The organism is Corynebacterium sp. ED61, assembly GCF_015233855.1.
Taxonomy (GTDB): Bacteria; Actinomycetota; Actinomycetes; order Mycobacteriales; family Mycobacteriaceae; genus Corynebacterium; species Corynebacterium dentalis.
In genome coordinates this window covers 1-20,994 of sequence record NZ_JADGIT010000004.1, presented here as the reverse complement: position 1 = coordinate 20,994, position 20,994 = coordinate 1, and the positions used below count along the sequence as shown (strand labels likewise).

Annotated in this window: 21 protein-coding genes; 10 read left to right on the top strand and 11 right to left on the bottom strand. The window is 60.9% G+C overall.

The window, feature by feature from the left end; translation table 11 throughout:
- Positions 1-9 precede the first annotated feature (9 nt).
- The 3 genes from IM764_RS05570 (at position 10) to IM764_RS05560 (ending at position 3,596) form a co-directional block, all read left to right on the top strand.
- A complete protein-coding gene (locus IM764_RS05570) occupies positions 10-1,341 on the top strand; it encodes an amidase family protein (protein ID WP_194187223.1) in 1,332 nt (443 codons plus the stop codon).
- Entirely contained in the window at positions 1,331-2,068 is a 738-nt protein-coding gene (locus IM764_RS05565) for a CPBP family intramembrane glutamic endopeptidase (RefSeq protein ID WP_194187222.1), read from the top strand. Before IM764_RS05570 ends, IM764_RS05565 begins: the two co-directional genes overlap by 11 nt.
- Before the next feature lie 79 nt (positions 2,069-2,147).
- Positions 2,148-3,596 (top strand): LCP family protein, encoded by a 1,449-nt coding sequence (locus tag IM764_RS05560; RefSeq protein ID WP_370551554.1) that lies wholly within the window; start codon positions 2,148-2,150, stop codon positions 3,594-3,596.
- A gap of 85 nt (positions 3,597-3,681) precedes the next feature.
- Here IM764_RS05560 and IM764_RS05555 read toward each other — a convergent pair whose 3' ends face one another.
- From IM764_RS05555 to IM764_RS05545, 3 genes are all read right to left on the bottom strand, one after another.
- Positions 3,682-4,596 carry a DUF5926 family protein gene (locus IM764_RS05555; protein WP_194187220.1) on the bottom strand — a complete coding sequence of 305 codons (915 nt, stop codon included), beginning with the start codon at positions 4,594-4,596 and terminating at the stop codon, positions 3,682-3,684.
- Between the two features lie 10 nt (positions 4,597-4,606).
- Positions 4,607-5,446: a glycerophosphodiester phosphodiesterase family protein gene (locus IM764_RS05550; protein ID WP_194187219.1), complete on the bottom strand. Its 840-nt coding sequence runs from the start codon at positions 5,444-5,446 to the stop codon at positions 4,607-4,609.
- A gap of 126 nt (positions 5,447-5,572) precedes the next feature.
- Positions 5,573-6,526, bottom strand: coding sequence for an L-lactate dehydrogenase (locus IM764_RS05545; RefSeq protein WP_194187218.1), 954 nt, complete (start codon positions 6,524-6,526; stop codon positions 5,573-5,575).
- Positions 6,527-6,678: 152 nt separating this feature from the next.
- Here IM764_RS05545 and IM764_RS05540 point away from each other — a divergent pair, with 152 nt between their 5' ends.
- A complete protein-coding gene (locus tag IM764_RS05540; protein WP_099298260.1) occupies positions 6,679-7,281 on the top strand; it encodes a superoxide dismutase in 603 nt (200 codons plus the stop codon).
- A gap of 95 nt (positions 7,282-7,376) precedes the next feature.
- Here the strand turns inward: IM764_RS05540 and msrA are convergent, their stop codons facing one another.
- A complete protein-coding gene (gene msrA, locus IM764_RS05535) occupies positions 7,377-8,066 on the bottom strand; it encodes a peptide-methionine (S)-S-oxide reductase MsrA (RefSeq protein WP_228073454.1) in 690 nt (229 codons plus the stop codon).
- Between the two features lie 68 nt (positions 8,067-8,134).
- Positions 8,135-9,847 (bottom strand): TM0106 family RecB-like putative nuclease, encoded by a 1,713-nt coding sequence (locus IM764_RS05530; RefSeq protein WP_370551553.1) that lies wholly within the window; start codon positions 9,845-9,847, stop codon positions 8,135-8,137.
- A gap of 125 nt (positions 9,848-9,972) precedes the next feature.
- Here IM764_RS05530 and IM764_RS05525 point away from each other — a divergent pair, with 125 nt between their 5' ends.
- The 4 genes from IM764_RS05525 (at position 9,973) to IM764_RS05510 (ending at position 13,837) form a co-directional block, all read left to right on the top strand.
- Positions 9,973-10,602, top strand: a complete 630-nt coding sequence (locus tag IM764_RS05525) for a DUF6474 family protein (RefSeq protein ID WP_194187216.1) — start codon at positions 9,973-9,975, stop codon at positions 10,600-10,602.
- Positions 10,603-10,729: 127 nt separating this feature from the next.
- On the top strand, positions 10,730-12,433 hold the full coding sequence (locus IM764_RS05520) for an alkaline phosphatase (RefSeq protein WP_194187215.1): 1,704 nt from the start codon (positions 10,730-10,732) through the stop codon (positions 12,431-12,433).
- 417 nt (positions 12,434-12,850) lie between these two features.
- Entirely contained in the window at positions 12,851-13,189 is a 339-nt protein-coding gene (locus IM764_RS05515) for an Lsr2 family protein (protein WP_194187214.1), read from the top strand.
- A 24-nt stretch (positions 13,190-13,213) separates the two neighbouring features.
- Positions 13,214-13,837 (top strand): DUF2020 domain-containing protein, encoded by a 624-nt coding sequence (locus IM764_RS05510; protein WP_194187213.1) that lies wholly within the window; start codon positions 13,214-13,216, stop codon positions 13,835-13,837.
- 25 nt (positions 13,838-13,862) lie between these two features.
- On the opposite strand, the gene IM764_RS05505 is transcribed toward IM764_RS05510, so the two are convergent.
- Positions 13,863-14,018 carry a hypothetical protein gene (locus IM764_RS05505; protein ID WP_194187212.1) on the bottom strand — a complete coding sequence of 52 codons (156 nt, stop codon included), beginning with the start codon at positions 14,016-14,018 and terminating at the stop codon, positions 13,863-13,865.
- 3 nt (positions 14,019-14,021) lie between these two features.
- On the bottom strand, positions 14,022-14,846 hold the full coding sequence (locus IM764_RS05500; protein ID WP_228073429.1) for a class E sortase: 825 nt from the start codon (positions 14,844-14,846) through the stop codon (positions 14,022-14,024).
- 101 nt (positions 14,847-14,947) lie between these two features.
- Between IM764_RS05500 and yidC the strand changes: the two genes are divergently transcribed.
- On the top strand, positions 14,948-15,901 hold the full coding sequence (yidC, locus tag IM764_RS05495) for a membrane protein insertase YidC (protein ID WP_194187210.1): 954 nt from the start codon (positions 14,948-14,950) through the stop codon (positions 15,899-15,901).
- Here the strand turns inward: yidC and IM764_RS05490 are convergent.
- From IM764_RS05490 to IM764_RS05480, 3 genes are all read right to left on the bottom strand, one after another.
- Positions 15,898-16,521, bottom strand: a complete 624-nt coding sequence (locus tag IM764_RS05490) for a TetR/AcrR family transcriptional regulator (protein ID WP_194187209.1) — start codon at positions 16,519-16,521, stop codon at positions 15,898-15,900. The genes yidC and IM764_RS05490 overlap by 4 nt on opposite strands.
- A 114-nt stretch (positions 16,522-16,635) precedes the next feature.
- Positions 16,636-17,538 (bottom strand): universal stress protein, encoded by a 903-nt coding sequence (locus tag IM764_RS05485; RefSeq protein WP_194187208.1) that lies wholly within the window; start codon positions 17,536-17,538, stop codon positions 16,636-16,638.
- Positions 17,539-17,777: 239 nt separating this feature from the next.
- Entirely contained in the window at positions 17,778-17,939 is a 162-nt protein-coding gene (locus IM764_RS05480; protein ID WP_194187207.1) for a hypothetical protein, read from the bottom strand.
- Positions 17,940-17,980: 41 nt separating this feature from the next.
- Here IM764_RS05480 and IM764_RS05475 point away from each other — a divergent pair, with 41 nt between their 5' ends.
- Positions 17,981-18,988 carry a pseudouridine synthase gene (locus tag IM764_RS05475; RefSeq protein ID WP_228073427.1) on the top strand — a complete coding sequence of 336 codons (1,008 nt, stop codon included), beginning with the start codon at positions 17,981-17,983 and terminating at the stop codon, positions 18,986-18,988.
- Positions 18,989-19,042: 54 nt separating this feature from the next.
- Here IM764_RS05475 and IM764_RS05470 read toward each other — a convergent pair whose 3' ends face one another.
- Positions 19,043-20,554, bottom strand: coding sequence for an MFS transporter (locus IM764_RS05470; RefSeq protein ID WP_194187205.1), 1,512 nt, complete (start codon positions 20,552-20,554; stop codon positions 19,043-19,045).
- Between the last annotated feature and the right edge of the window lie 440 nt (positions 20,555-20,994).

The following is a 20,994-nucleotide window of genomic DNA, read 5'->3' as shown; positions in this document are numbered from 1 at the left end:
GTAGGGTAAATGACGATGATTACCTCCGGCTTCTCCACCAGGCTGGCTGGTCTTGCAGCCGAGATGGGCCTCAGCCAGCAACAGCTGGGAGTCACGCGCGTCTACAGTCAGCCACACAGCACGCACGCGGGCCAACCCTTGGCTGGCGAAGAGGTGCTTATCAAGGACCTGCAGCAGGTCGCGGGAGAAGTCACCACCTTCGGCTCGGAGGACCAAGCGCGCACCGCCACTCTGAATGATTCCGCCACGCTCCGCCTGCTCGACCGCGGCGCGACGCTGGTAGGAGCTTCCGCGACCAGCGAATATGGAGTAACGGCATACACGGAGCCGGTCGGTCAGGACTCGCCTGTCAATCCTTTGGGTGCACAGTTCATGCCCGGCGGATCTTCCGGAGGAGCTGCAGTGGCGGTAGCTCGCGGGGTGGTCAACATCGCCCACGCCACGGACGGGGGCGGCTCCATTCGCATTCCCGCCGCGTGTTGTGGCCTTCCTGGCCTCAAGCCTGCGCACAATCCACGTATCGGCGGCTTCACCTCCACGGCCCACGGTTATCTGGCCCGGGATATCGAGACCACCGCGCGGGCTTATGCGCTGGATATCCCAGACCTAAACTCTGCAGTGCACGATGGCCGCGAACCCCTACGCATCGGCTACACGAACACCCCGTTCCACAGCTCCAGCAGCATTGATCCCGCCATAGCGGCGGCCACCGCTGCGGTCACCGCGTTGCTGACTTCCACCGAGGCGGTCACCAGCGTCAGCCAAGCACCGGCGCCGTACTCACCTCGAACCTTTGAACTCTTCCGAGAGGTCCTCACCTCCCGCTGCGCGCAGCTACCTGGTCCCCTTTCTCCGCTGACCCGTTGGCTCAAGGAACAGGGGCAGCAGGTGACAGAGTTGCGTCGAGAACAATTGCACCGCCAACTCAATGCGATCGGCGAGGATGTCCTGGCCACCTGGGCAGACTTCGACATCATCGCCACGCCTATGCTGGCCTGCGCTCCACCAGCGCCGGGAACGTTCTCCGCGCTGCCGCCGCGCCTGAACTTCCTGGCGCAGACTGCCTGGACCCCGTGGGCCACGCTGTGGAACATCACGGGATGGGCCAGCGTGTCCGTACCGTTGGTGGATCCACAATTAGTTCCCGGACGGTGGCCGATCTCTTTGCAGCTGGGGGCTGTCTCGGACCGCGTCTCTGAGGCGGAACTGCTGACCCTCGCGCGCTCCGTATCCACAGTGGCGTCCGCACTGCCGCCCGAGGGTCTGTCCCTCGACGCACCGGGCGATATCGAAGCACTGTCCTACCGTCCACGCCCTAGCGCACACAGCCATGAGCACTAAAAGCTCTTCTGCCCTGCGGTGGGAAATCCTGCTGGTCTTGGCCATCACCTTCGGCATGTCCGGGGTGCGCGCAACCCTGCGCTTGATCGAATCCGTGGCACGCCCCGAGGGGCTCAGCGATCAAGAAGTCACGCTCAACCAGCAGCAATCTACCCTCGCCTGGCTGGATCCAGCGCTCCAACTTACCCAGACTGGCATGCTGTTCGCCTGGGGCGGGCTCGCCATTTTCTTACTGCTGCACCACCTCCCCGTGTCTTTCACGAAATGGCGATTCCGCGCAGCGGACGTCCTGCACGGAGCGGGGCTGGCCGCGCTCATTGGCGTGCCCGGGCTGCTGTTCTACATCACGGCCGTACACCTGGGCCTGTCTAAGCAGGTGGAACCGTCGGGCTTGGAAGACACGGCGTGGCGCTTGCCACTACTCGTGCTCAACTCCTGGGCCAATGGGTTCGCGGAAGAGATCATCGTGGTGGCGTGGCTGGCCACCCGGCTGCGCCAGCTGCGCGTGAGCTGGCCGTGGATCTTCGTGGCCAGCAGCCTATTGCGCGGTAGCTACCACCTGTACCAGGGCTATTCCGCCGGCATAGGCAACATTGTCATGGGCGTGATCTATCTCTGGTACTACAAGCGGACCGGACGCATTTGGCCGCTGGTTATCGCCCACGGATTGATCGACACCGTGGCATTTGTGGGCTACGCGATCACTGGCGGAACGCCAGGCCTGTGAGGGTTTTCCAGCGCAATAGCGCAGAACCGTCCCCAGTCAACCTAGGGATTCAACTGCTAACTCGGCTACCATGTCCCACATGAATCCTCGCCCTGGCGAGCCTTCTGGCTCGGATGACTACGCACTAGACCGAAACGGCAAACCCATCGTGGACCGCTTCGGCAGGCCAGTGCGCAGGCGCTCTCCCCTGCCCAAGGTCGAGGATCTGCCCAAGCCAAAGGAGCAGCCCCGCCCGCCGGAGTATCGACGCAGCTCTGCCTCGCGCGGCGTGCCACGGGACATCCCGCGCACGGATTCGCCCCGGCGCGAGTCAGGCCGCCACCGGCCACCACACACCGAAGTGCCTCGGGCCGCACCTCTGCCGCCTTCAAACGTCGGTTCCCATCGCAGCAGTCTTCGCGACGAGGCCCGTGATTATCCGCGAGACTATGCTCAGCAGCCTCGCGGCTACGAACAGGCTCGCCCGGAGGCCGGATACGAGATCCCCTCACGCCGACAAGAGCGCATGGCTCGGATCGGAAGTCAGGCGTGGGAAGGTCGGCGTCGGAAAGAAAAGGAACCCTTCCCCCGCATCGGCGGACGCGGACCTGCATCGCGACCACCCCGCAGGCGCCGGAAATTCGGCGTCTTCAAGACCCTCGGCGCACTGCTACTCGTGTTGGTGGTGCTGCTGGTGGGCACGGGAATTTGGATCGACACGTCCCTCAACCGCACCGATGCGCTGCAAAAATACGACGGACGCGTGGGCAACACCGCGGGCACCAACTGGCTGCTGGTGGGCAGCGATTCCCGCGCAGGCTTGAGCAACGAGGACGCAGACCGCCTGATGGCAGGCGAACTCGACGAGAGCACCGGGCGCACGGACACCATCATGGTGGTCCACATCCCCACGTTCGGCGGCAAACCCACGATGGTCAGCTTCCCGCGCGATAGCTGGGTCAACATCCCCGGCTACGGAGAAAACAAGATCAACCAGGCGTTCTCCTTGGGCGGCCCCGCGCTGTTGCAGCAAACCATCGAGGAGCGCACCGGCATGCGCATCGACCACTACGCGGAGATCGGCTTCGGTGGCTTCGCGAACGTGGTGGACAGCGTGGGCGGCATCAACATGTGCCTCAACGAACCTCTGCAGGATCCGATGGCGGGCATCGACCTGCAGGCGGGATGCCAGGATATGGACGGCCCCACAGCACTGGGTTACGTCCGCTCCCGCTACGCCTCCGCCAACGGAGACCTAGACAGAGTGGAGCGCCAGCGGCAGTTCCTGTCCGCACTGAGCTCCAAGCTGAGCTCCCCCACAACGATCATCAACCCGTTCCGCTCACTACCCGCGATCGATGCGCTGACCAGCTCTTTGACGGTCAACGATAGCGACCATGTGTGGCACCTCGCGGGCCTAGCGTTCGCGCTGGCGCGCGGGGCGGAACAGGAAACCGTGCCGATCAGCGGCCCGTTGGAAACCTACGCGGGCAGCTCCCTGCAGTGGGATGATGCGGCAGCAGATCAGCTGTTTGAATCCCTGAAGTAGGCCTACCTTTTCGGGTCCCGGGAGCAGGACCCGGCAGGGTAAAACCTCGCTGGTGACAGCGGGTGAAAGCGGGCGCCAGAAAGAGCTAGCGGATCGTCACTTCGCGAGAAATGATGGTCTGCTTGGACTTGTGCTCATCGGCGGACAGTGCCTCAGAGTTGCCCAGGGCTGCGGAGATCTTGGTCTCCAGCGCCTCGAGCCCCGCGGCCCAATCGCTGGCCTCGCGGGTGTTGTCCAGGTCCCAGACCGGCACCAGGATGCCGTGCGTGCGGAACACACCAGCGAACTTGGAACCCTCGCCTAGGTGAAGGTCACCCGCAGCGTGCACGCGAGCCAGGGCATTGATCAGCTCGGATTCAGATTCCGGGCGAACCCAGCGGATGTGTGCCTTCTCGCCTGGGTCGATCCACCATGCAGCACCGGAGATCTTCGCCTCGACGCGAGCAGATGGCAGCACGGAATCATTAGCCTGCTGCAGGGTGGAGGCCACCTGCGGGTTACTCAGGGCTTCCTCGGTCAGCCACCAGTTGAAGTCCTGCGCCACCACGATTTCCGGCTTGGCGGAAGGATCCAGCAGGTCAGTCAGCTGCGGCTGGGTACCGTCTGCGATACCCACGTCCAGGCTCTCGCCCGGCTTGGCGTTGATGGCCCAGTTCAGGGCGAATGCGAGGTCGCGGTTGGGGTTATCGCCCCGGCGCTGGGACTGCAGAGCCACAAATGCCTCGCCGCCGTCTTCCTCGGAACGCACCAGTGCGGACACAGCTCCGGGGAGCACGGTCGCGATGCTGACCTTGCGATCTGCGCCCTTGACGTCTGCGACGAAGTGCGCGGAGGGGACGAACTCCTGGAGGGCGATGAGGTCTGCCTCGGCCGCGAAGTCGCCGTATGGGCGCTCGTCCTTGGCCAGCTGGGCACGCTCAGCGGCGCGAGCCGCCAGCTTTGCTTGGCGTCGGCTCATGCCTTCGGGCAGGTTTTCTTGGTTCTTTTTCTTCTTAGCCACGGCGCCGATTCTAGCCGGTTAACCACCGCGAACGCTCAGGCGCCCTGACCTGGCTGGTCACTTTGCTCCGAGGCGCGTTTCCCACGCGCGTTGCTTCTTCGTCATCGCGCCACATCCGGGCACGGCCGGGGTAGTTCGTCGCCAGCCACGTGACACCCAGCCGTGCTGACCAGCGCACTTCGTCTTCTTTATCGGCGGTCCACACGTAGGTACTCAGGCCGCGCCGCCCGATGATGTCCGGGCGCAGCCGCGCCTTGGCGATGGATAGCCCGTGCGCATTGGCCACTCCCATGGCTTCCATGCCGGGGTGGATCATGCGCTGGTATTCCCGGCGCAACAAAATCCTGTGGATCTCCGGGTTGATCAGCTTGTACCGCACGAGCGATTGCGGACTAAAGGAGATCAGATTGATGTGCGGATCGCGGTCCAGACGCGCCTTCTGCAGTTCTTCGTGCAGGCGATGCTCCACCTGTGCGCCGTAGCGGTTGGGGTGTTTGGTCTCGATGAACATCTCTCGCAGGCCTTCGCCGATGTTCTGCGAGCGCGTGTCCTGGTAGAGCTCCAGCAGCTCAGCCAAGGTGATGACGCGCGCGGGTTCTTCCGGCGTGCCAATGTTCAGCTCACGCATTTCCGCCAGCGTCATGGTGGAGACAATTCCCTGGCCACGCCCCAATTTTTCCACGGTGACGCGTTCCATCGTGCGATCGTGGAAACACACCAAGTGCCCATCGCGGGTGAGGCGGATATCGCATTCCAGCCCGTCAGCGCCCCGTTCCACCGCGAGTTCGTAGGCACCGATGGTGTGTTCCGGCCGTTCTCCGGATGCTCCTCGGTGCGCCACAATTTTCATACAGTCTTTTTTAGTCGCTTTCTGTTGATCTGTGCAGTTGAGAGCGCCAGGTTCGCCTTTTGTTCACCGTCTTTTTACCCGACGCCACACTCCGCCCCCTCTTTCGCGGGGATCCCCCGCGGGGCTTTACAGCCCCGCCTCACGCATGACTGTGCGCAGCACGTCCGCGGAGTGGGCGAACTTTTGAGACTCGTCCTCATCGAGATCCAGCTCCACGACGTGCCGCACTCCCCGGCGGTCAATGACCGCCGGGGTGCCGATGTACACGTCGTCCAGCCCATAGTGGCCTTCCAGCAGCGCGGATACGGGCAGAACCACGTCTTGGTTGTGGGAGATAGCCCGAGTGATGCGCGCTAGTCCCATGCCGATGCCGAAGCTGGTGGAACCCTTGGCCTGGATGATCTCGTAGGCCGCGTCGCGCGTCTGCTCAAAGATATGGTCAGCCTCGCTAGGGGTGGAGGCCTCCATCTGTGCAGCAAGCATCCGCTGCAGCGGCACACCACCGGCACTTCCTGCGGAGAGCACCGGCAGTTCCGTATCGCCGTGCTCGCCGATCACGTACGCGTGCACCGAAGTGGGCGCCAGATCCAGGTAGCGCCCCAGCGCGTAGCGGTAGCGCGCGGTATCCAGAATCGTGCCGGAGCCAATCACCTGGCTCGATGGCAGCCCGGACAACTTCCACGTCGCGTAGCTCAAGATGTCCACGGGATTCGTGGCCACCACGAAAATCCCATTGAAACCCGCATCCATGACCTTGCCCACGATGTCTTCAAAGATGGCGACATTCCGTCCCACCAGGTCCAGCCGAGTTTCGCCCGGCTTCTGGGCTACGCCGGCGCAGTTGACGACAAGCGCGGCGTCGGCACAATCCTCATAAGAACCCACGGAAACATGGACGGAATGACCGGCCCACGGCACCGCATGGTTGAGGTCTTGAACGTGCCCCCACGTCTTACGTTCATTGATATCGATGATGGCCAGGTGATCACACAAACCCTGGTTAACCAGCGCGTAGGCATAAGCCACACCTACGTCCCCCGCGCCGATCAGGACAATTTTGGTTCCTGTTGTCAGGCTCATAACTCTCACACTAGTTCGCGGCGAGACAACCGTCAGCGCAAGTCGCACTCCGCGCAATCCTGCCCTGCGAAGAAAAAATACTTGCGAGGATCACCAAACGTGAGGACACTGGAATATGTAACTAAGAACACACGTGAAGGGAAGTATTCATCATGACTAAGTATGAATTGCCAGAGCTGGATTACGCTTACGACGCTCTCGAGCCACATATCTCCGGCGAAATCATGGAGCTTCACCACACGAAGCACCACCAGAACTACGTCAACGGTGCTAACGCTGCCCTGGACAAGCTGCAGGCTGCACGCGAAAACGGCGAGATCGCCGGCGTGGTAACCGCACTGTCCAAGGACCTGGCTTTCAACCTGGGTGGCCACACCAACCACTCCCTGTTCTGGAAGAACCTGTCCCCTAACGGTGGCGGCGAGCCAACCGGTGAGCTGGCTGAGGCCATCAACCGCGACTTCGGCTCCTTCGAGAAGTTCCAGGAGCACTTCAACGGTGCTGCACTGGGTCTGCAGGGCTCCGGCTGGGCAGTCCTGGGTTACGACCACGTTGCCGACCGTCTGGTCATCGAGCAGATGACTGACCAGCAGGGCAACCTGTCCATTAACCTGACCCCACTGCTGCTGCTGGATATGTGGGAGCACGCTTTCTACCTCCAGTACAAGAACGTGAAGGCTGACTACGTCAAGGCCGTATGGAACGTCTTCAACTGGGACGAAGTTGCAACTCGCTTCGAGGCTGCAAAGAAGTAAGAGAAGACATACCGCTTCTTTACTAAAAGCTCCCCGCAATCTTCGCGATTGCGGGGAGCTTTTCTTTGCCTTCTCTAGGCCGTTTCTATGCCTTCTTACAGCACGCCGGTTTGGCAGGTCACGCCGTTGGGGCCGTGGTTGCAGTAGCCTCCCGGGTTCTTATGCAGGTACTGCTGGTGCTCGTCCTCTGCCAGGTAGTAATTGCCGTCCCCTACTTCGCTGAGCAAGCCCACTTCGGTGGTCAGCTCGCCGAATCCGGCCTCCGCAAAGTTTGCGGACCACGCCTGCAGTGCCGCGCGAACTCGCTCTAGCTGCTCCGGGGAGCTGGCGTACACCGCGGAGCGGTACTGCGTTCCCACGTCATTGCCTTGACGGTCGCCAAGGGTCGGGTCGTGGTTTTCGAACATCACCTTGAGCAGCTCTTCTACGCTGACCTTCTCTGGGTCAAAGACCACCCGCACAGCCTCGGTGTGCCCCGTCCGCCCGGTGCATACTTCCCGGTACGTGGGGTTTTTGGTGAGCCCACCGGCGTAGCCCACGGACGTTCCCAGCACGCCGTCAACGTCCCAGTACATGCGCTCGGCTCCCCAGAAGCAGCCCATGCCCACCACGATCTCGTCTGCCCCAGCGGGGAAGTCTTCCACTCCGCCCAGGGAGGTGCCCAGCACGGGATTTGGTTGTGGGTGCTCGAGGACAGGGTGCCGCCCACCCTTGAGCGCCGTCTCCGCGGTCACACGCTCGGCCTTATACGGCCCAGCGGAATTCAGCGCCGCGATGCGTTCCATGAAGCTTGCCATGATGCGTCCTTTCCTTTTTCTTGGCCGCCGTTCCGATGCAAAGGTGATGCAAAGGTTCAGAGCCCGCGGATTCCCGGGGCCCCGGCGCGCAGCCACGCCCGCACGTGGGAGGTGGCCACGCAGTCATCGGCGTTATACCGCTCGAGTGTACGACGCGCCGCCAACCTGCCTCGGCTATCCAAACTAATGGCCTGCTCAAACAGGTCCACGGCCGCTTTGCCGTCCACGCCTTCCTGGCTGAAGGTGAAGCCTGCCAGCGGTGCCACGGATTTCAGCCCCAACGACCCTGTCCCCGCGAGGGCTTTTTTGACCAGCCGGAATAGGTCGCACCATGCGTCGGACTCAATGAACGAATCCACCTCCGCCTTGCCCGGCATGACCACCACGCGGCCGTCGTCCAACGTGTATTCGCGTCCGCCGAAGCGCTGCGCGTAGGTGCGCAACCAGTAGTTTTCGCCCTGGGCTGCGTATACCCAGACGCGCAGGCGTTGTCCGTGAGCGTCCGCGGATGCCCGTCGTGCCTGCAGCCAGGCCCAGAATTCGGCCACGTGCGCGCCCTCGTCGCCGTGGGTGGAGAAGTCACCGAAGCCGACGTAGGAGGAGCCATCGAATGTGCCCCAGAGGAAGGTGCCGCGCTGCGGATGGGCTTCCATATCCACATCAAGGTCCACCACATCCCGCAGTTCTTCCACCATGGGCGCCTGGCCGTGCGCGGGCATGCGGAACTCGTGTCTACCCCACAGTTCCGTGTCGGTGATCCAGCGTTTCAGCGGTCTGCGGCGTGCCACTTCGCCGTTCATCCACGCTTCCGCCAGTGCGCTCTGCTCACTGTCTCCCTCGGCGGCGAGCTCCGGCAAGGTGTTAATCCCGCGTTCCCGCACGGCTCGGTTGCGGTCGCCTGGCAGCATGAGCGAGACGTCCAGGCTTTCCAGAAGCTGGGCTCGGCAGTGATTGTGGAACTCGCACACGGCGCATTCCCGCACGCGGCTGGGCGCGGTGGGGATGGGCTCAGACAAGGCTGTGAGCAGGCCGGTGCGCAAGGGGGCGCCGGGGAAGAAGTAGCACTGTTCTTGCTGGTTAGCGGCGTGCCCGATCAGCCCTACCTCCGGCGCGGCGAATCCCCATTGCTCGAGGATGACATGCGCCATGGCCAACTGTTGGCCCTCTTTAGCGATGGCGCGGTGCCGGTAGGGCACGGGCACTCCCTGCGAGAGGCTCAGTCCACTCAGTGGCACCGCGAGGCAGTCCGCGCGTTGGGTTTTCTTGGCGGCGCGCGCCACGCCGTGTGCAGAGATCAACACGGGTGCATATGCCAAGCCCGGGTCCGCGCCGAAGCCTGCGTCGCGCCGGACCAGCAGGTCCACGGTCGCGGCCATCGGCCCGTGTTCCAGCGTGGCGCCGACGATCAACCGCGTTCCCGCAGCCATGGCCTCCAGCGTGTCCTCCACGGCGTTGTCTCCGCGCTCAATATCCACTCGCGTGGGGATGAGTTTGTCTCCACGCCGCGGCGCTTTCGGCAGGCTGGCCAGCACTTCTTGTTTCCTCGCCCGGCTGGAGATCCGGTGGCTGAGCCGTTCCACGGTCTGCTCGAGATCGTATGCCGTGCGCATCCGGGTGGGTGCGTTGAGGTCTATTTTCCGACGCAACACTCCCCTATGCCTGCACCCCACCAAGTCTTCTGGGTGCAGCGGTTCCACGGGCACCTCCTCAAGGGATGCGCCTGCGGCGTCCCTTGAGGTCTGGTGAGCGGAGGAAGGTGTGGAAGTCACGATGCTTATACATCTTAGGAGCTGGGTAACTTACGACACATTCTGGGACGGCCGACTACAGTGGATAACTGTTCAATACAATGACGGTCAAGAAGTAAAACGATCACACGATAGCTCGGAGAGACATGGGACTGTTCAGCACACTGCGCAAGCGCCGCCAAGAAAAGAAGGCGGCTATGCGTGCCGCGAAGGTGCGCGCTAAGGCAGAGGCGAAGGCCGATGCCAAGTTGGAGAAGCAGAAGGAAAAGTACCTTCGCAAGACTGCCAAGCAGGTGCGCAAGGCCGATAACAAGGAACTGAAGAACCGCCGTAAGCACGAGGAGAAGATGGCTCAGGCTGCCCTCGAGCAGATCAAGGCCGGCAACTTCAACGGTGGCAATGTGACTCGTTACGTCGGCGCAGCTCGCGTGGCTATTCCGGCGCTTTTGCCTTTGGTCTACCGCGGAATCACCCAGATGCAGGCGTCGAATGAAAAGAGCCGTGCCCAGCACTCGGACGTCCCGGTTTCGGAGATGGCCAAGTACAGCGGCGATGGTGCTGCGCAGAAGGCGCGCATCGCAAAGCTGCGCAAGGAGCTCAAGGATAATTCCGTGCCTGGCGGTTTCGCCAAGGACGCGGAGGACCAGCTGGATCAGCTGGAAAAGGCCGTGGATAGCACGCGCACGATGAATGAGAACCAGACGCGTAACGCACTGAAGGCGGTTACTCGCGAGCTGGATCTGGTGGAGAACCAGCTGCGCATCAAGCGCGGCTAATTGTCCGCTGGGCACCGGCCCTTTTCCCAGTCCCTGTTTGCCCCCTTTTGGGGCTTTGCGGTTAATTCAGACCCGTCAGGGGCTATTTCGCGCTGCACAATGGCCTGCGGCGTGCTGTCATTCTGTTATGACTCATAACATTTCTCGACGACGCGCGCTGCAAACCGGCGCTGCGGCTACCGCAGTTGCTGTCGCTGCGGCCAGCGCTCAATCCATTGCTTCCGCTGGCCCTGCTGAAGAATTCCCTACTGACCACGCCGTATTCCAACACGGCGTGGCTTCTGGCGATCCATACTCGGATAGCGTGCTGCTATGGACTCGCGTGACGTCCCACCCGGAAGATTATGCAGGTCGCAACCGCGGCGTGGATACCACGGTGCGTTGGGAAGTGGCTACGGACGAAGCCTTTGGCAACGTCGTGAGCTCCGGCACCATGCGCGTGACTCCGGATACGGACATGACGGCCAAGCCGGAAGCTGCTGGCCTGCAGCCGTACACCGGTTACTTCTACCGCTTCAGCGTCCAGGATGGCCCGTACAAGGGTCAGATTTCTCCGGTGGGCCGCACCCGTACCGCACCCGCTGCCGGTCAGGACATGTCCGAGCTTCGCTTCGCGCTGTTTAGCTGTTCCAACTGGGAGGCGGGTTTCTTCAACGCCTACCGTGACATGGCTCAGCGCGGCGATGTTGACTACGCACTGTGCGTGGGCGATTACATCTACGAGTACCCAGCTGGCGAATACACCGGCAAGACCGGTCCTCTGCGCAATCACCTGCCAGCCAATGAGATCGTGTCGCTGGCTGATTACCGCGAGCGCTACGCGCAGTACCACACGGATCCAGACCTGCAGGCCGCGCACATCGCCTGCCCGTGGATCGTCACGTGGGATGACCACGAGGTAGCCAATGACACCTGGTCCGGCGGTGCGGAGAACCACCAGCCGGAAGACGGCAACTTCATCGAGCGTCGCAACGCTGCCATTCAGGCTTACTTGGAGTGGCTGCCGATCCGCGCCACTCCATTCAGCGAGGGCGGCCACATCTACCGCAACTTGTCCTTCGGTTCCCTGGCAGAGCTGAACATGTTGGATCTGCGCACGTACCGCAACGAGCAGGTCTCCTTCACCTCGATGGGCAAGACGGACGACACTTCCCGCACCATGATGGGCTCCGAGCAGTTCACATGGCTGGCAGGCAAGCTGCAGTCTTCCCAGGCGCGATGGAATCTGATCGGTAACTCCGTGATGATTACGCCCATTCTGATTCCGCCGCTCAAGCAGCCAGAGGCCGATGCCGTGACCCAGCTACTGGGCCTGCCGGAGCAGGGCATTCCTTATAACTTCGATCAATGGGACGGTTATGCGGCCGAGCGTCGTCGCATCGTGAAGCTGATGCAGGAAAACGATATTCACAATTCGGTATGGCTCACCGGCGATATTCACTCCTCATGGGCGTGCGATATTCCTGTGGAGCCGGGCAGCTACCCCGCTAAGGGTGTCGCCGGCGTGGAAATCGTGACGCCTTCTGTTACTAGCTCGAATATCGACGACATCCTCAAGCTGCCGGAGGATAATCCTCTGTCCCAGACAGTGGAATTCGCCTTTACTAATCTGAACCGCTACGTGAAGTACCTGGATATGGATTCCCATGGCTATGCGGTGGTCCAGGTGACTCCGGACTACGTCCACACGGACTGGATTTTTATGAACCCGGACGGCAAGTTCCACCCTGGCGCTCCCCTGCACTACGCGAAGTCTGCTCGCGCATACCAAGGCCAAGGTGTTCGCATGAGCAACCAGCCGCTGGACGTTAACGCACACTCTGCCCGCTAACCGCGAACGAGCTGCAAACTCAGCACACGCTCGTTGCGGGCGTCCGCACCAGGCGCGGGCGCAGCAGCTGCTCTGCAGTGGGGCTCCAGAACCACAAACTAGGCCTCACCTGCGCATTTACCTTTAGGTGCCTAACCATTCATGGTTAGGCATTTTTTCATATCTGCGCGCGCAAGCTTTGGAACTTACCGAAAGTTACCATTAAAGGAAAAGATTAATTGAATCCAGATTCAACCAAATTATTGAATCACATTTCACTTTGCATCAAAATGCAGATTCATGTGAATTTATATTGGATAAGGCCTATAATTTGCCCAATATTCATTTAGATCAGTAACATGTAATACAACGAGTAGGCCTGACGTTTTTGTTTATCGCCTAGTTTTCCCATTTCACAGACCCTAAGGTTTTCTCATCATGGCACGTCGCGAAGTAACCCAGTTTTTTGATGACTTTGACAACTCTCCCCTCGAAGATAACGAGGTGAATGTCGTAGAGTTTTCTGTCAATGGCATTGATTACGTTATGGAACTTTCTGAAAAGAACCTGCAAAAGTTCCAATCTGCGGTTGACCCTTACATTGCAGTCGCACGTCGCGCGACTCGCTCTTCGTCCAACCGCAAGTCCTCCTCCAACTCTTCCTCCAACCGCAACAAGCGCATCCGCGAGTGGGCGCTGGAGAATAACTTGGACGTCTCCAAGCGTGGACGTATCGCTTCGGACATCATCGAGAAGTTCAACCAGGCTCACAGCTAAGACTTCTCTATTGGCCACTTAGCCATGTCCTGCGCAACACCTCGCCGCTCAGCCGCAGTCCTTTCCCGGGCTGCGGCTACGGCCATTGTGGCGTCGAGCATCTTCACCATCGCTGCCTGCGGCGACCAGCAAGACAGCCCACAGAACCCCGCGGCCAGCCAAGAAACGGATGCCAGCCAGGCAACCACCGCACCATCAGCACCCGGCGCGCGTGGCAGCGAGCTCCCTGTGGACACCAGGCTCGATCTCTCCGGCTCGCGTGACACCACCTGCCCCTATCTGGACGGCGAGTGGGCTCAAGAGGCCACGGGGCAAAAGCTCACAGGCGTGAGCCTCGATCCACGCTTCGATCCCCCAGGCTGCGTGTTCTGGTCCTTCGAGGAGGATCCTCAGGTTCAGGTGAGTGTGCGCACGATGCGCAGCAACGCAGAGGCTGTCGCTGTGGTGGATAGCGCGGCACCCATCGATTCCACGCTCAAGGCACTTAAGCCGGATGGATGGAGCGGCGGCCGTGGCAGCGACGAGGAAACCGATGCCGTCTACGCCGTGTGGAAGGACGAGGTCGCCGTGGTGGTCACCACCGCGCAGCCGCAGTCCGTGAAGGCGCAGCAGATCGCGGAGCGCACCATCGCCAATCTCCAGCTCTAGCGGTCAGCTCCAGCACTAGAACCGGCTAGCGCACTCCCACGTCGGTCCAGGGCATCAGCGGCCCGATCGCCGGGAACGCCACTTCCATCAGCAGGAAGAACAGGCCCACCAGCAGGCCAAGCACAATCACCAGCTTGACCCACGTCGGCCCTGGCAGTGCGCGCCACAATGCTGCATACATCGCTTAAGTCACCTCCGATAATTCCGGCGGAACGTAGCCGCCAGATTTCTTGTCGCTGCGCACCAATACCGCGTGCACGATCATCCGCTCCGCGTTAGAAAACTGCGGGTGGCAGGTGGTCATCGTCAGCATCGGAAGATCTCCGTCCGCCACCTCAGCTCGGTCCTGCCCCGGCACCGGGTTGATCACGTTGATGTCGCCCGGCGTGGTGATACTGCGCCCCTGTACCCCGGCGTACTCTCCGCTGGATATCCGCTGGGCAAGCTCCTGATCCATGCACTCCTGCGCGGCTGCCTGCCTGCTGTCCTGTCCGCTGTCCTGTCCACTGTCCGCAGTCTCGCCGATGGGCAGCACGCGGTAAATGTTCCAGGAGCCGGCGGTTTCCACCACCACGGCGTCGCACGTTTCCAGCAGGCCCAGATCGTTAAACGGCGAACCGCGCCCCACGCGGTGGCCCGCCATCGCGAAGTTGCCGGGCTGGCCGGGGTTCTGCGTGTCGAGGTAGTGACCCGGGCCCTTTTCCAGGTCCGCATCCGAGGTGCCTTTGACCACGGCAAAGTGAAAGTCAGACCCAAACGTGGGAATGAACAGCCGGGCGAAGGCTGCCCCCTCCGGCGGTGCGGTCAGTGGGCGCGGGTTGCGCGAGTCCCACTGCTCTTCCAGCTTCTCCGCCACCTTGTCCTGCTCGCGCCCCGCTTGCACGTCGGTCCACACCACTTCCCAGAACACGAAAAGCAGCGCGAGCACGCCCAGAGTCACCAGGATTTCCCCCACCACGCTGACAGGATCCAGCCGCCGCCGTGCCCTGGCTGCCCGTGTGTCTGTCATGGCGGCCATTATCTCACGAGTTGTCCTTCCATAGCCCTTTTCCTCGCCATCGCCGTCTTTTAATGCAGCGCTTATGAGTGCAGCTGACTAATGTCTCTCCCATGGCTATCGTTGAGTACCCAGTGGCTGCGGTGTTGAAGCTCTGGCACATGTTGTTGGCGAATGTGTTGGGCGTGGACGCGAACACCGCGTGGGTAGGTTCCATCGTGTTGCTGGTGCTCACGATTCGTCTGTTGTTGCTGCCATTGGCTTACCGCCAGTTCCGTTCCTCGCGTATCCTCGCCAACTTGCGCCCGCATCTGGAGGAGATCTCCCGGAGCTTCGAGGGCAAGAATGATCAGGAGAGTCGACGCGAGCTCCGCCATGCCCGGCGCGAATTGCAGCAGGAAAATGACTATCGCGTGCGCGATGGTTGCGTGCCCATGCTCATTCAGATTCCCGTGATCATTGGCCTGTATCGCCTGCTGCTACGCATCGCCCGCCCAGTCGAGGGTTTGAACGCGGCGCATTCTGGTTACGGTCCGTTGAATGCTGAGGATGTGAAGACCTTTCTCGACGCCAGGCTCTTCAACGTCCCCCTTCCCTCCTATGTCAGCATGATGGATTCTCAGCTGCGGGATCTGGGCACCTCCCAGCCGGAAGTGTTGCATGTGGCGCTGCCCTTGATCGCCATGGCGTCGCTGTTTACTACGGCGAACTATCTGTACAGCTACATCCGCAATCGGCGCACTCTGGATTACAGCAAGGCGTCTGCGCGTTTTATCGCCAAGGTGCTGTTGTGGATGGGCCCGATTGTGCTGCTGTTCCCTTGGATCTTCGGCCTCACCGGGCCCGCGCCGGTGGCATTGCTTTTGTACTGGGTGTGCAACAACTTGTGGACGGCTGCGCAGAGCTGGGGTATTCAGGCGCGTCTGAACCGGACGATGCCGTTCACGGAGCAGTTCCGGGAGCACTACCTGGAAAAGAAGTCAGTGCACGTGGAGTCAAAGCATGCCAAGAAGCACGGGAAGCATTCCCACAAGGCGTTGGATGCGCGCCAGCAACGCCCTAGCTAGATGTTGTACATCGCGGGGGCGGTGAGCAGCAGCTGGCGTGCCATGCTGCGCGCGGTTTCTAGGGGAACCACGGTACGGCTCATTTTTGCGCCGGCCAGTCCACCGTCGAGGCAGACCATCAGCTGGTCGGCAAGGGTGCGGGAGGAGTAGCCGAAGCGCTCGTTGAGCAGCTCGGCCATCGTGTTACGGCACCAGTCGCGGTGTTCCATCGCCGCGTTGCGGATACGCTCTTCGGATTCGGTCTCCGGGCGCGGGTATTCGCTGGCGGCGTTTTGGAAGTGGGAGCCGCGGAAGTTGTTGTTCGGCTCGTCCCGGATGCACAGGTCAAAGAAGGCGATGATGCGGGCTTCTGGCTTCTCGCGCTCGCTGGCGATCTCCTCCCACCGCTTGCGCCATTCGGTGTCCAGCTCTTCCAGGTAGGCAACCACCAGGTTGTCCTTGGAGCCGAACAGGGAGTACAGCGAGGCCTTGGCCACATCGGCATCGCGCAGGATGCGGTCGATGCCGATGACACGGATTCCCTCTGTGGTGAAGAGGTTCGTGGCGCTAGCGAGAAGACGCTGACGCGGCCCTGGGCGGTTACGCCTGCGGGAGCTGGTCTTCTTCGGAGCTGTGGCCATAAACCTTTCCTTGCGAGTTGATCGTCGAGTTGATCGTGAAATGTGCGGTCTCGTTAGACCTCTAGACTACTGGGTCTAGAGTCTAGCGCGAAGCACTAACGCGCAAGCGCTCAGCTAGCTCTGTGGACGCACCACCATCATGGGGCATGGTGCATACTGCAACAGCGCCCGGGAGGTGGATCCCAGCAGCATGCCCTTGAATCCGCCACGGCCGTGCGATCCCAGCACCAGCAACTGTGCACCTTCGGCGGCTTCCTTCAAGGAGTGGATAGGACGCTCGCGCTCCACGATCTCCTCGACCTCCACCTCTGGGTACTTCTCCATCAGCGGGGCGAGTTCGCTGGTCAGCAGACGCTCGTGGTCTTCGATGAGCTGATCCATCTGGCTTTGGGCTTCCACCACTCCCACGTAGGAGGTGTGGAACTGAGCATCGGACCAGGCGTGCACGGCGCGCAGTGGAGCCTGGCGTGCCTGGGCTTCGCGGAAAGCGATCTCCATCGCCTTTCGGGAAACCTCGGAGCCGTCCACGCCCACCACGATGGGGCCGTACTTGTTGGCTTCCGTGACGTCGTTGTCCTTACGAACCACCACCACGGGGCACTCGGCGTGCGAGACAACGGCGGCGGACACGGATCCCATCACCAGGCCAGACAGCCCGCCCAGTCCGCGGGAGCCCATGACCAACATGCCGGCGTCTTCGGACAGAGCCAGGAGGAAGTCGATGGGGGATTCCTCGCGGACTTCGTGGGAGACCTCGATGGAGGAATCGAATTCTTCGACGATGCGGCGTGCCTTGTCGATCTTGTCGCCGGCCTCACCCTCGAGCTCGTCGTAGAGCTCCTGGGGAGGCACCATTCCATCGGCGTACATGAACTGCGGCATGGTGTAGGCGGTGACCAGCTTCAATGGCTGTCCGCGCTTCTTTGCGGAGTTAGCGGCCCAGTGGACGGCAGCGTCTGAGGCTTCCGAGCCATCGACTGCCACGACGATTACGTTTCCAGAGTCATTGGTGGACATGAGATTCCTTTCGCTCACACCCGCCCACGGATTTCGCCACAATTGCTCACCTTCCAGCGAGACTGCGCCTTGTTTCCAACCGAAAGCGGGAAACTTTTTAACTATGAAGTTCTTACACTTCCATTATGCGCTTTTTGCCCCTGACTGGCAGAAAATTCTTTGAGACAAATCTCTCGCATAGCAAAAGCACCCCACCGTCTCCGCGAGGAGTGATGAGGTGCTTTTCCGAGCGCGCAGGCCTACTTGCGTGGGCTGGTGTCTGGGAGTGGAACGTCCCAAGCGCCTTCTGCGTTTGCTGGGTAGAAGAACTTGTAGATGGCATTCAGTGCGTTGCCTACGGCCGCGCCAAAGTCAGTGCTGAAGAATTCCGCGATACTATTTAAGATTGCATTCAGATCCATGGCTGGGAGTATACGCGGTGATCAATCCTCTTCCAATACGTTTGGGATTAAATCCAACCCGCGCCCAAGTTCCCCTGAGCAGCACTTCTGCGGTCAGGGCTGAAGATTTCCTCAAGATTCTCATATCTGACCAGCGGCATCGCCACCCTGCAGACGATGATTCCGCCCTCGCCGAGCGCTTTGCCCGCGGCGAAGTTGTGTTGGATTCCGGAGAGGTTTTGCGCCCGGATTCACTGCTTCGCCCCGGCATCTTCGTGAATTTCTACCGCCAACCAGCAGCCGAGCGTCCGGTTCCTGGTGAGTTACGCGTTCTTTTTTCCGACGCCACCCTTCTCGTCATCGACAAACCACCCTTCCTCGCGACTCTCCCCCGCGGGCAGCACATCACAGAGACGGCCTTGGTGAAAGCTCGCGTGGAGTTTGGGATCCCTGAGCTCTCCCCGAGCCATCGGCTGGATCGGCTCACCCGCGGGGTACTCATGTTCACCGTCCGCCCGGAAGTACGGGGCGCTTATCAAACGATGTTTGACCGTCGGGTGCCGCTAAAAACATATGAGGCCATCACTGATGTGCCTGACGATGCCCCGATGAATCCAATTCCTCGGTTCAGCCAGTGGCGTTCGTGGCCAGAGCCCACTCCGGATGATCCTTGGGTGTTGCGGCACCACATGATCAAGATTCGCGGACGGCTATCCACCTATCTTGATGAAGACGTCCCCGCCTCGGAAATGAATGCCTTGACGAAGGTGGTGGGGATGCGAACGGAAGTCCGCGATGGCAGAGAAGTCGCAGTGTGGCAGTTGCAGCCAGGAAGCGGAAAGACTCATCAGCTGCGGGTGGTGATGCGCTGTTTGGGGCTACCGATCCTCAATGATCCGCTGTATGCCGATGTCGATGATTCGGCACTGCTCACTCCGAACGGCACCCTTCCCCGTCCGGTGTTTGTGGAGGACGAGGATTTCACCAAGCCGATGGGATTGATCGCCAAGCGTTTGGACTTCACTGATCCACTCACGGGCGAGGCACACAGCTTCATCAGTCAGTATTAATGACGGTCGTTGCTTGCTGCTCCACGGGCATGGCCTTATGTGTTCGTGCTGTAGCTAATGGGTCTCCTCTTCGCTGAGAACATATCCGCGCAGGTTACGGCTAGTAATCAGCGCGCCTACCGCGAATACCGCGGTCACCAGCACCGTGCAGGCGATGAAACCAGCGTTAAAACTTTCGTGTGCCCGAGCCAGAACTTCTTCTGCTAACTCCTGCGGCAGGTGACTCTCCACCACGGCCAAGCGGGCATCCTGCATTCCTTCGCCCGCTCGCGCTGGGGCTCCTTCGGGAACCACGTAGCTCGCGCTAAACATGAACGTGATCAAGCTTCCCAACAAAGCAACGGCCGAAAGAGAACCGAACTCATAGGAGACTTCTTCCACCGAAGCCGCCATGCCCGCCCGGTGCGGCGGCGCGTTGGAAATCATCAAGATAGATGCCACGGACATCACGGCGCCCAAACCTGTGCCCATGATGAACAAACCAAAGGCCAACACGATATTGCTGTGCACAACTCCGCCTAGGCCCACCACCAGGGAGCCAATCGCGGCGATTCCGAGACCGCCAGCAACCAGCCTGCGGGCGCCGAGAATGTGCAGGCGAGCGCCCGCAATCACACTCGTCAAAGCGGAACCGACAGCAATGGCGGACACCACAAGGCCAGCCTGCAGTGGAGAAAATCCATCGATCAACTGAGTCTTTTGCGACACTATGTACTGCAGACCCACCGTGCCAAACATGGCGAAGCTGGCTCCGATGGCGCCCGCCACAAAAGCAGGCTCCTTGAAAACCTCGAGGGTGAGGAGAGGTTGTTCGAGGCGAGGTTGGCGTCGGACGAAAAGAAATCCACCCACCACAGCGCACACCATCGCCACGGCGATGAGCGGCCAGTTCTGGGGAGAATGCGCCAACTCCTTGATGGTCATCACGGCTCCCACCAAGCAGACCATGGCCATGAGGGAAGAGATGACATCCCAATGCTTATCGGGATTGCGGACGCTGCGCGGGGCCACGAAAGGCAGGGTGATCAGGGCGAAAATCACCATGGGGATGTTGATGAGAAAAACGGAACCCCACCAGAACCACTCGAGTAGTAAACCTCCCACCAACGGGCCCAAGGCGGAAGCCACAACTGAAAGCAAAGCCCACACTCCGATTGCGAAGCTGAGCTCGCGGGACTTGGTAAACGTCAGGCGAATCAGCGAGAGGGTGGAAGGCATCATGGTCGCCGCGCCTATAGCAAGCAGGACTCGAGCGCCGATCAGAAACTCGGGAGCTGGCGAAAATGCGGCGATCACTGAAGCGATACCGAAGATGCACAACCCGACGGTGAACATCAGACGGTGGCCGATCTTGTCCCCGAGCGTGCCGGTACCGAGGAGCAGACCCGCGATGACGACAGGATAGGCGTTGACAATCCATAGCTGCTGGGTGCTAGTCGCGTTCAACTCGCCGACCAAGGTGGGCAACGCCGTGTAAAGGACGGTGTTATCCAACGTGATGAGGAAGACGCCGATACCAACGACAGCCAGCAACAACCACCGGGCAGACGAACGAGCTTCAGACATACTCACAGGCTACTCACTGTATGTCTTCGCACTACGAGGGGGTGAATGGAAGTTCATTGAGGGAGCAAGATTAAGCGAGCATCGTGTACTTCGGCATCGAGACTTGGTTCCTCATTGCATCGCCACCTTCCTTCGCCGAACTATTCACACTGTGGCTAGGCTACGATCGAATGTCACCTCACCAATAAGACAGTCCCGAGCCTACCTCGCACGAATGTGCACAACCATCCCCCGGAAGTGCCACGCCATAAACTGCGACCTGCGGAAATACAAACCCGATGGCAGCTCCGGGGGATCATTGTGCACCCTGCCCGCCCACACTCATGTTCCCGCCATAACAACCGATGTACTTCCAGACAGCGTTGCCACCCTCATCTTGCTTCCGCGGGGTGGCGCTGATGCCGTCACTGTGCCCCGAACCTTCATCACCCGGTAGTCAC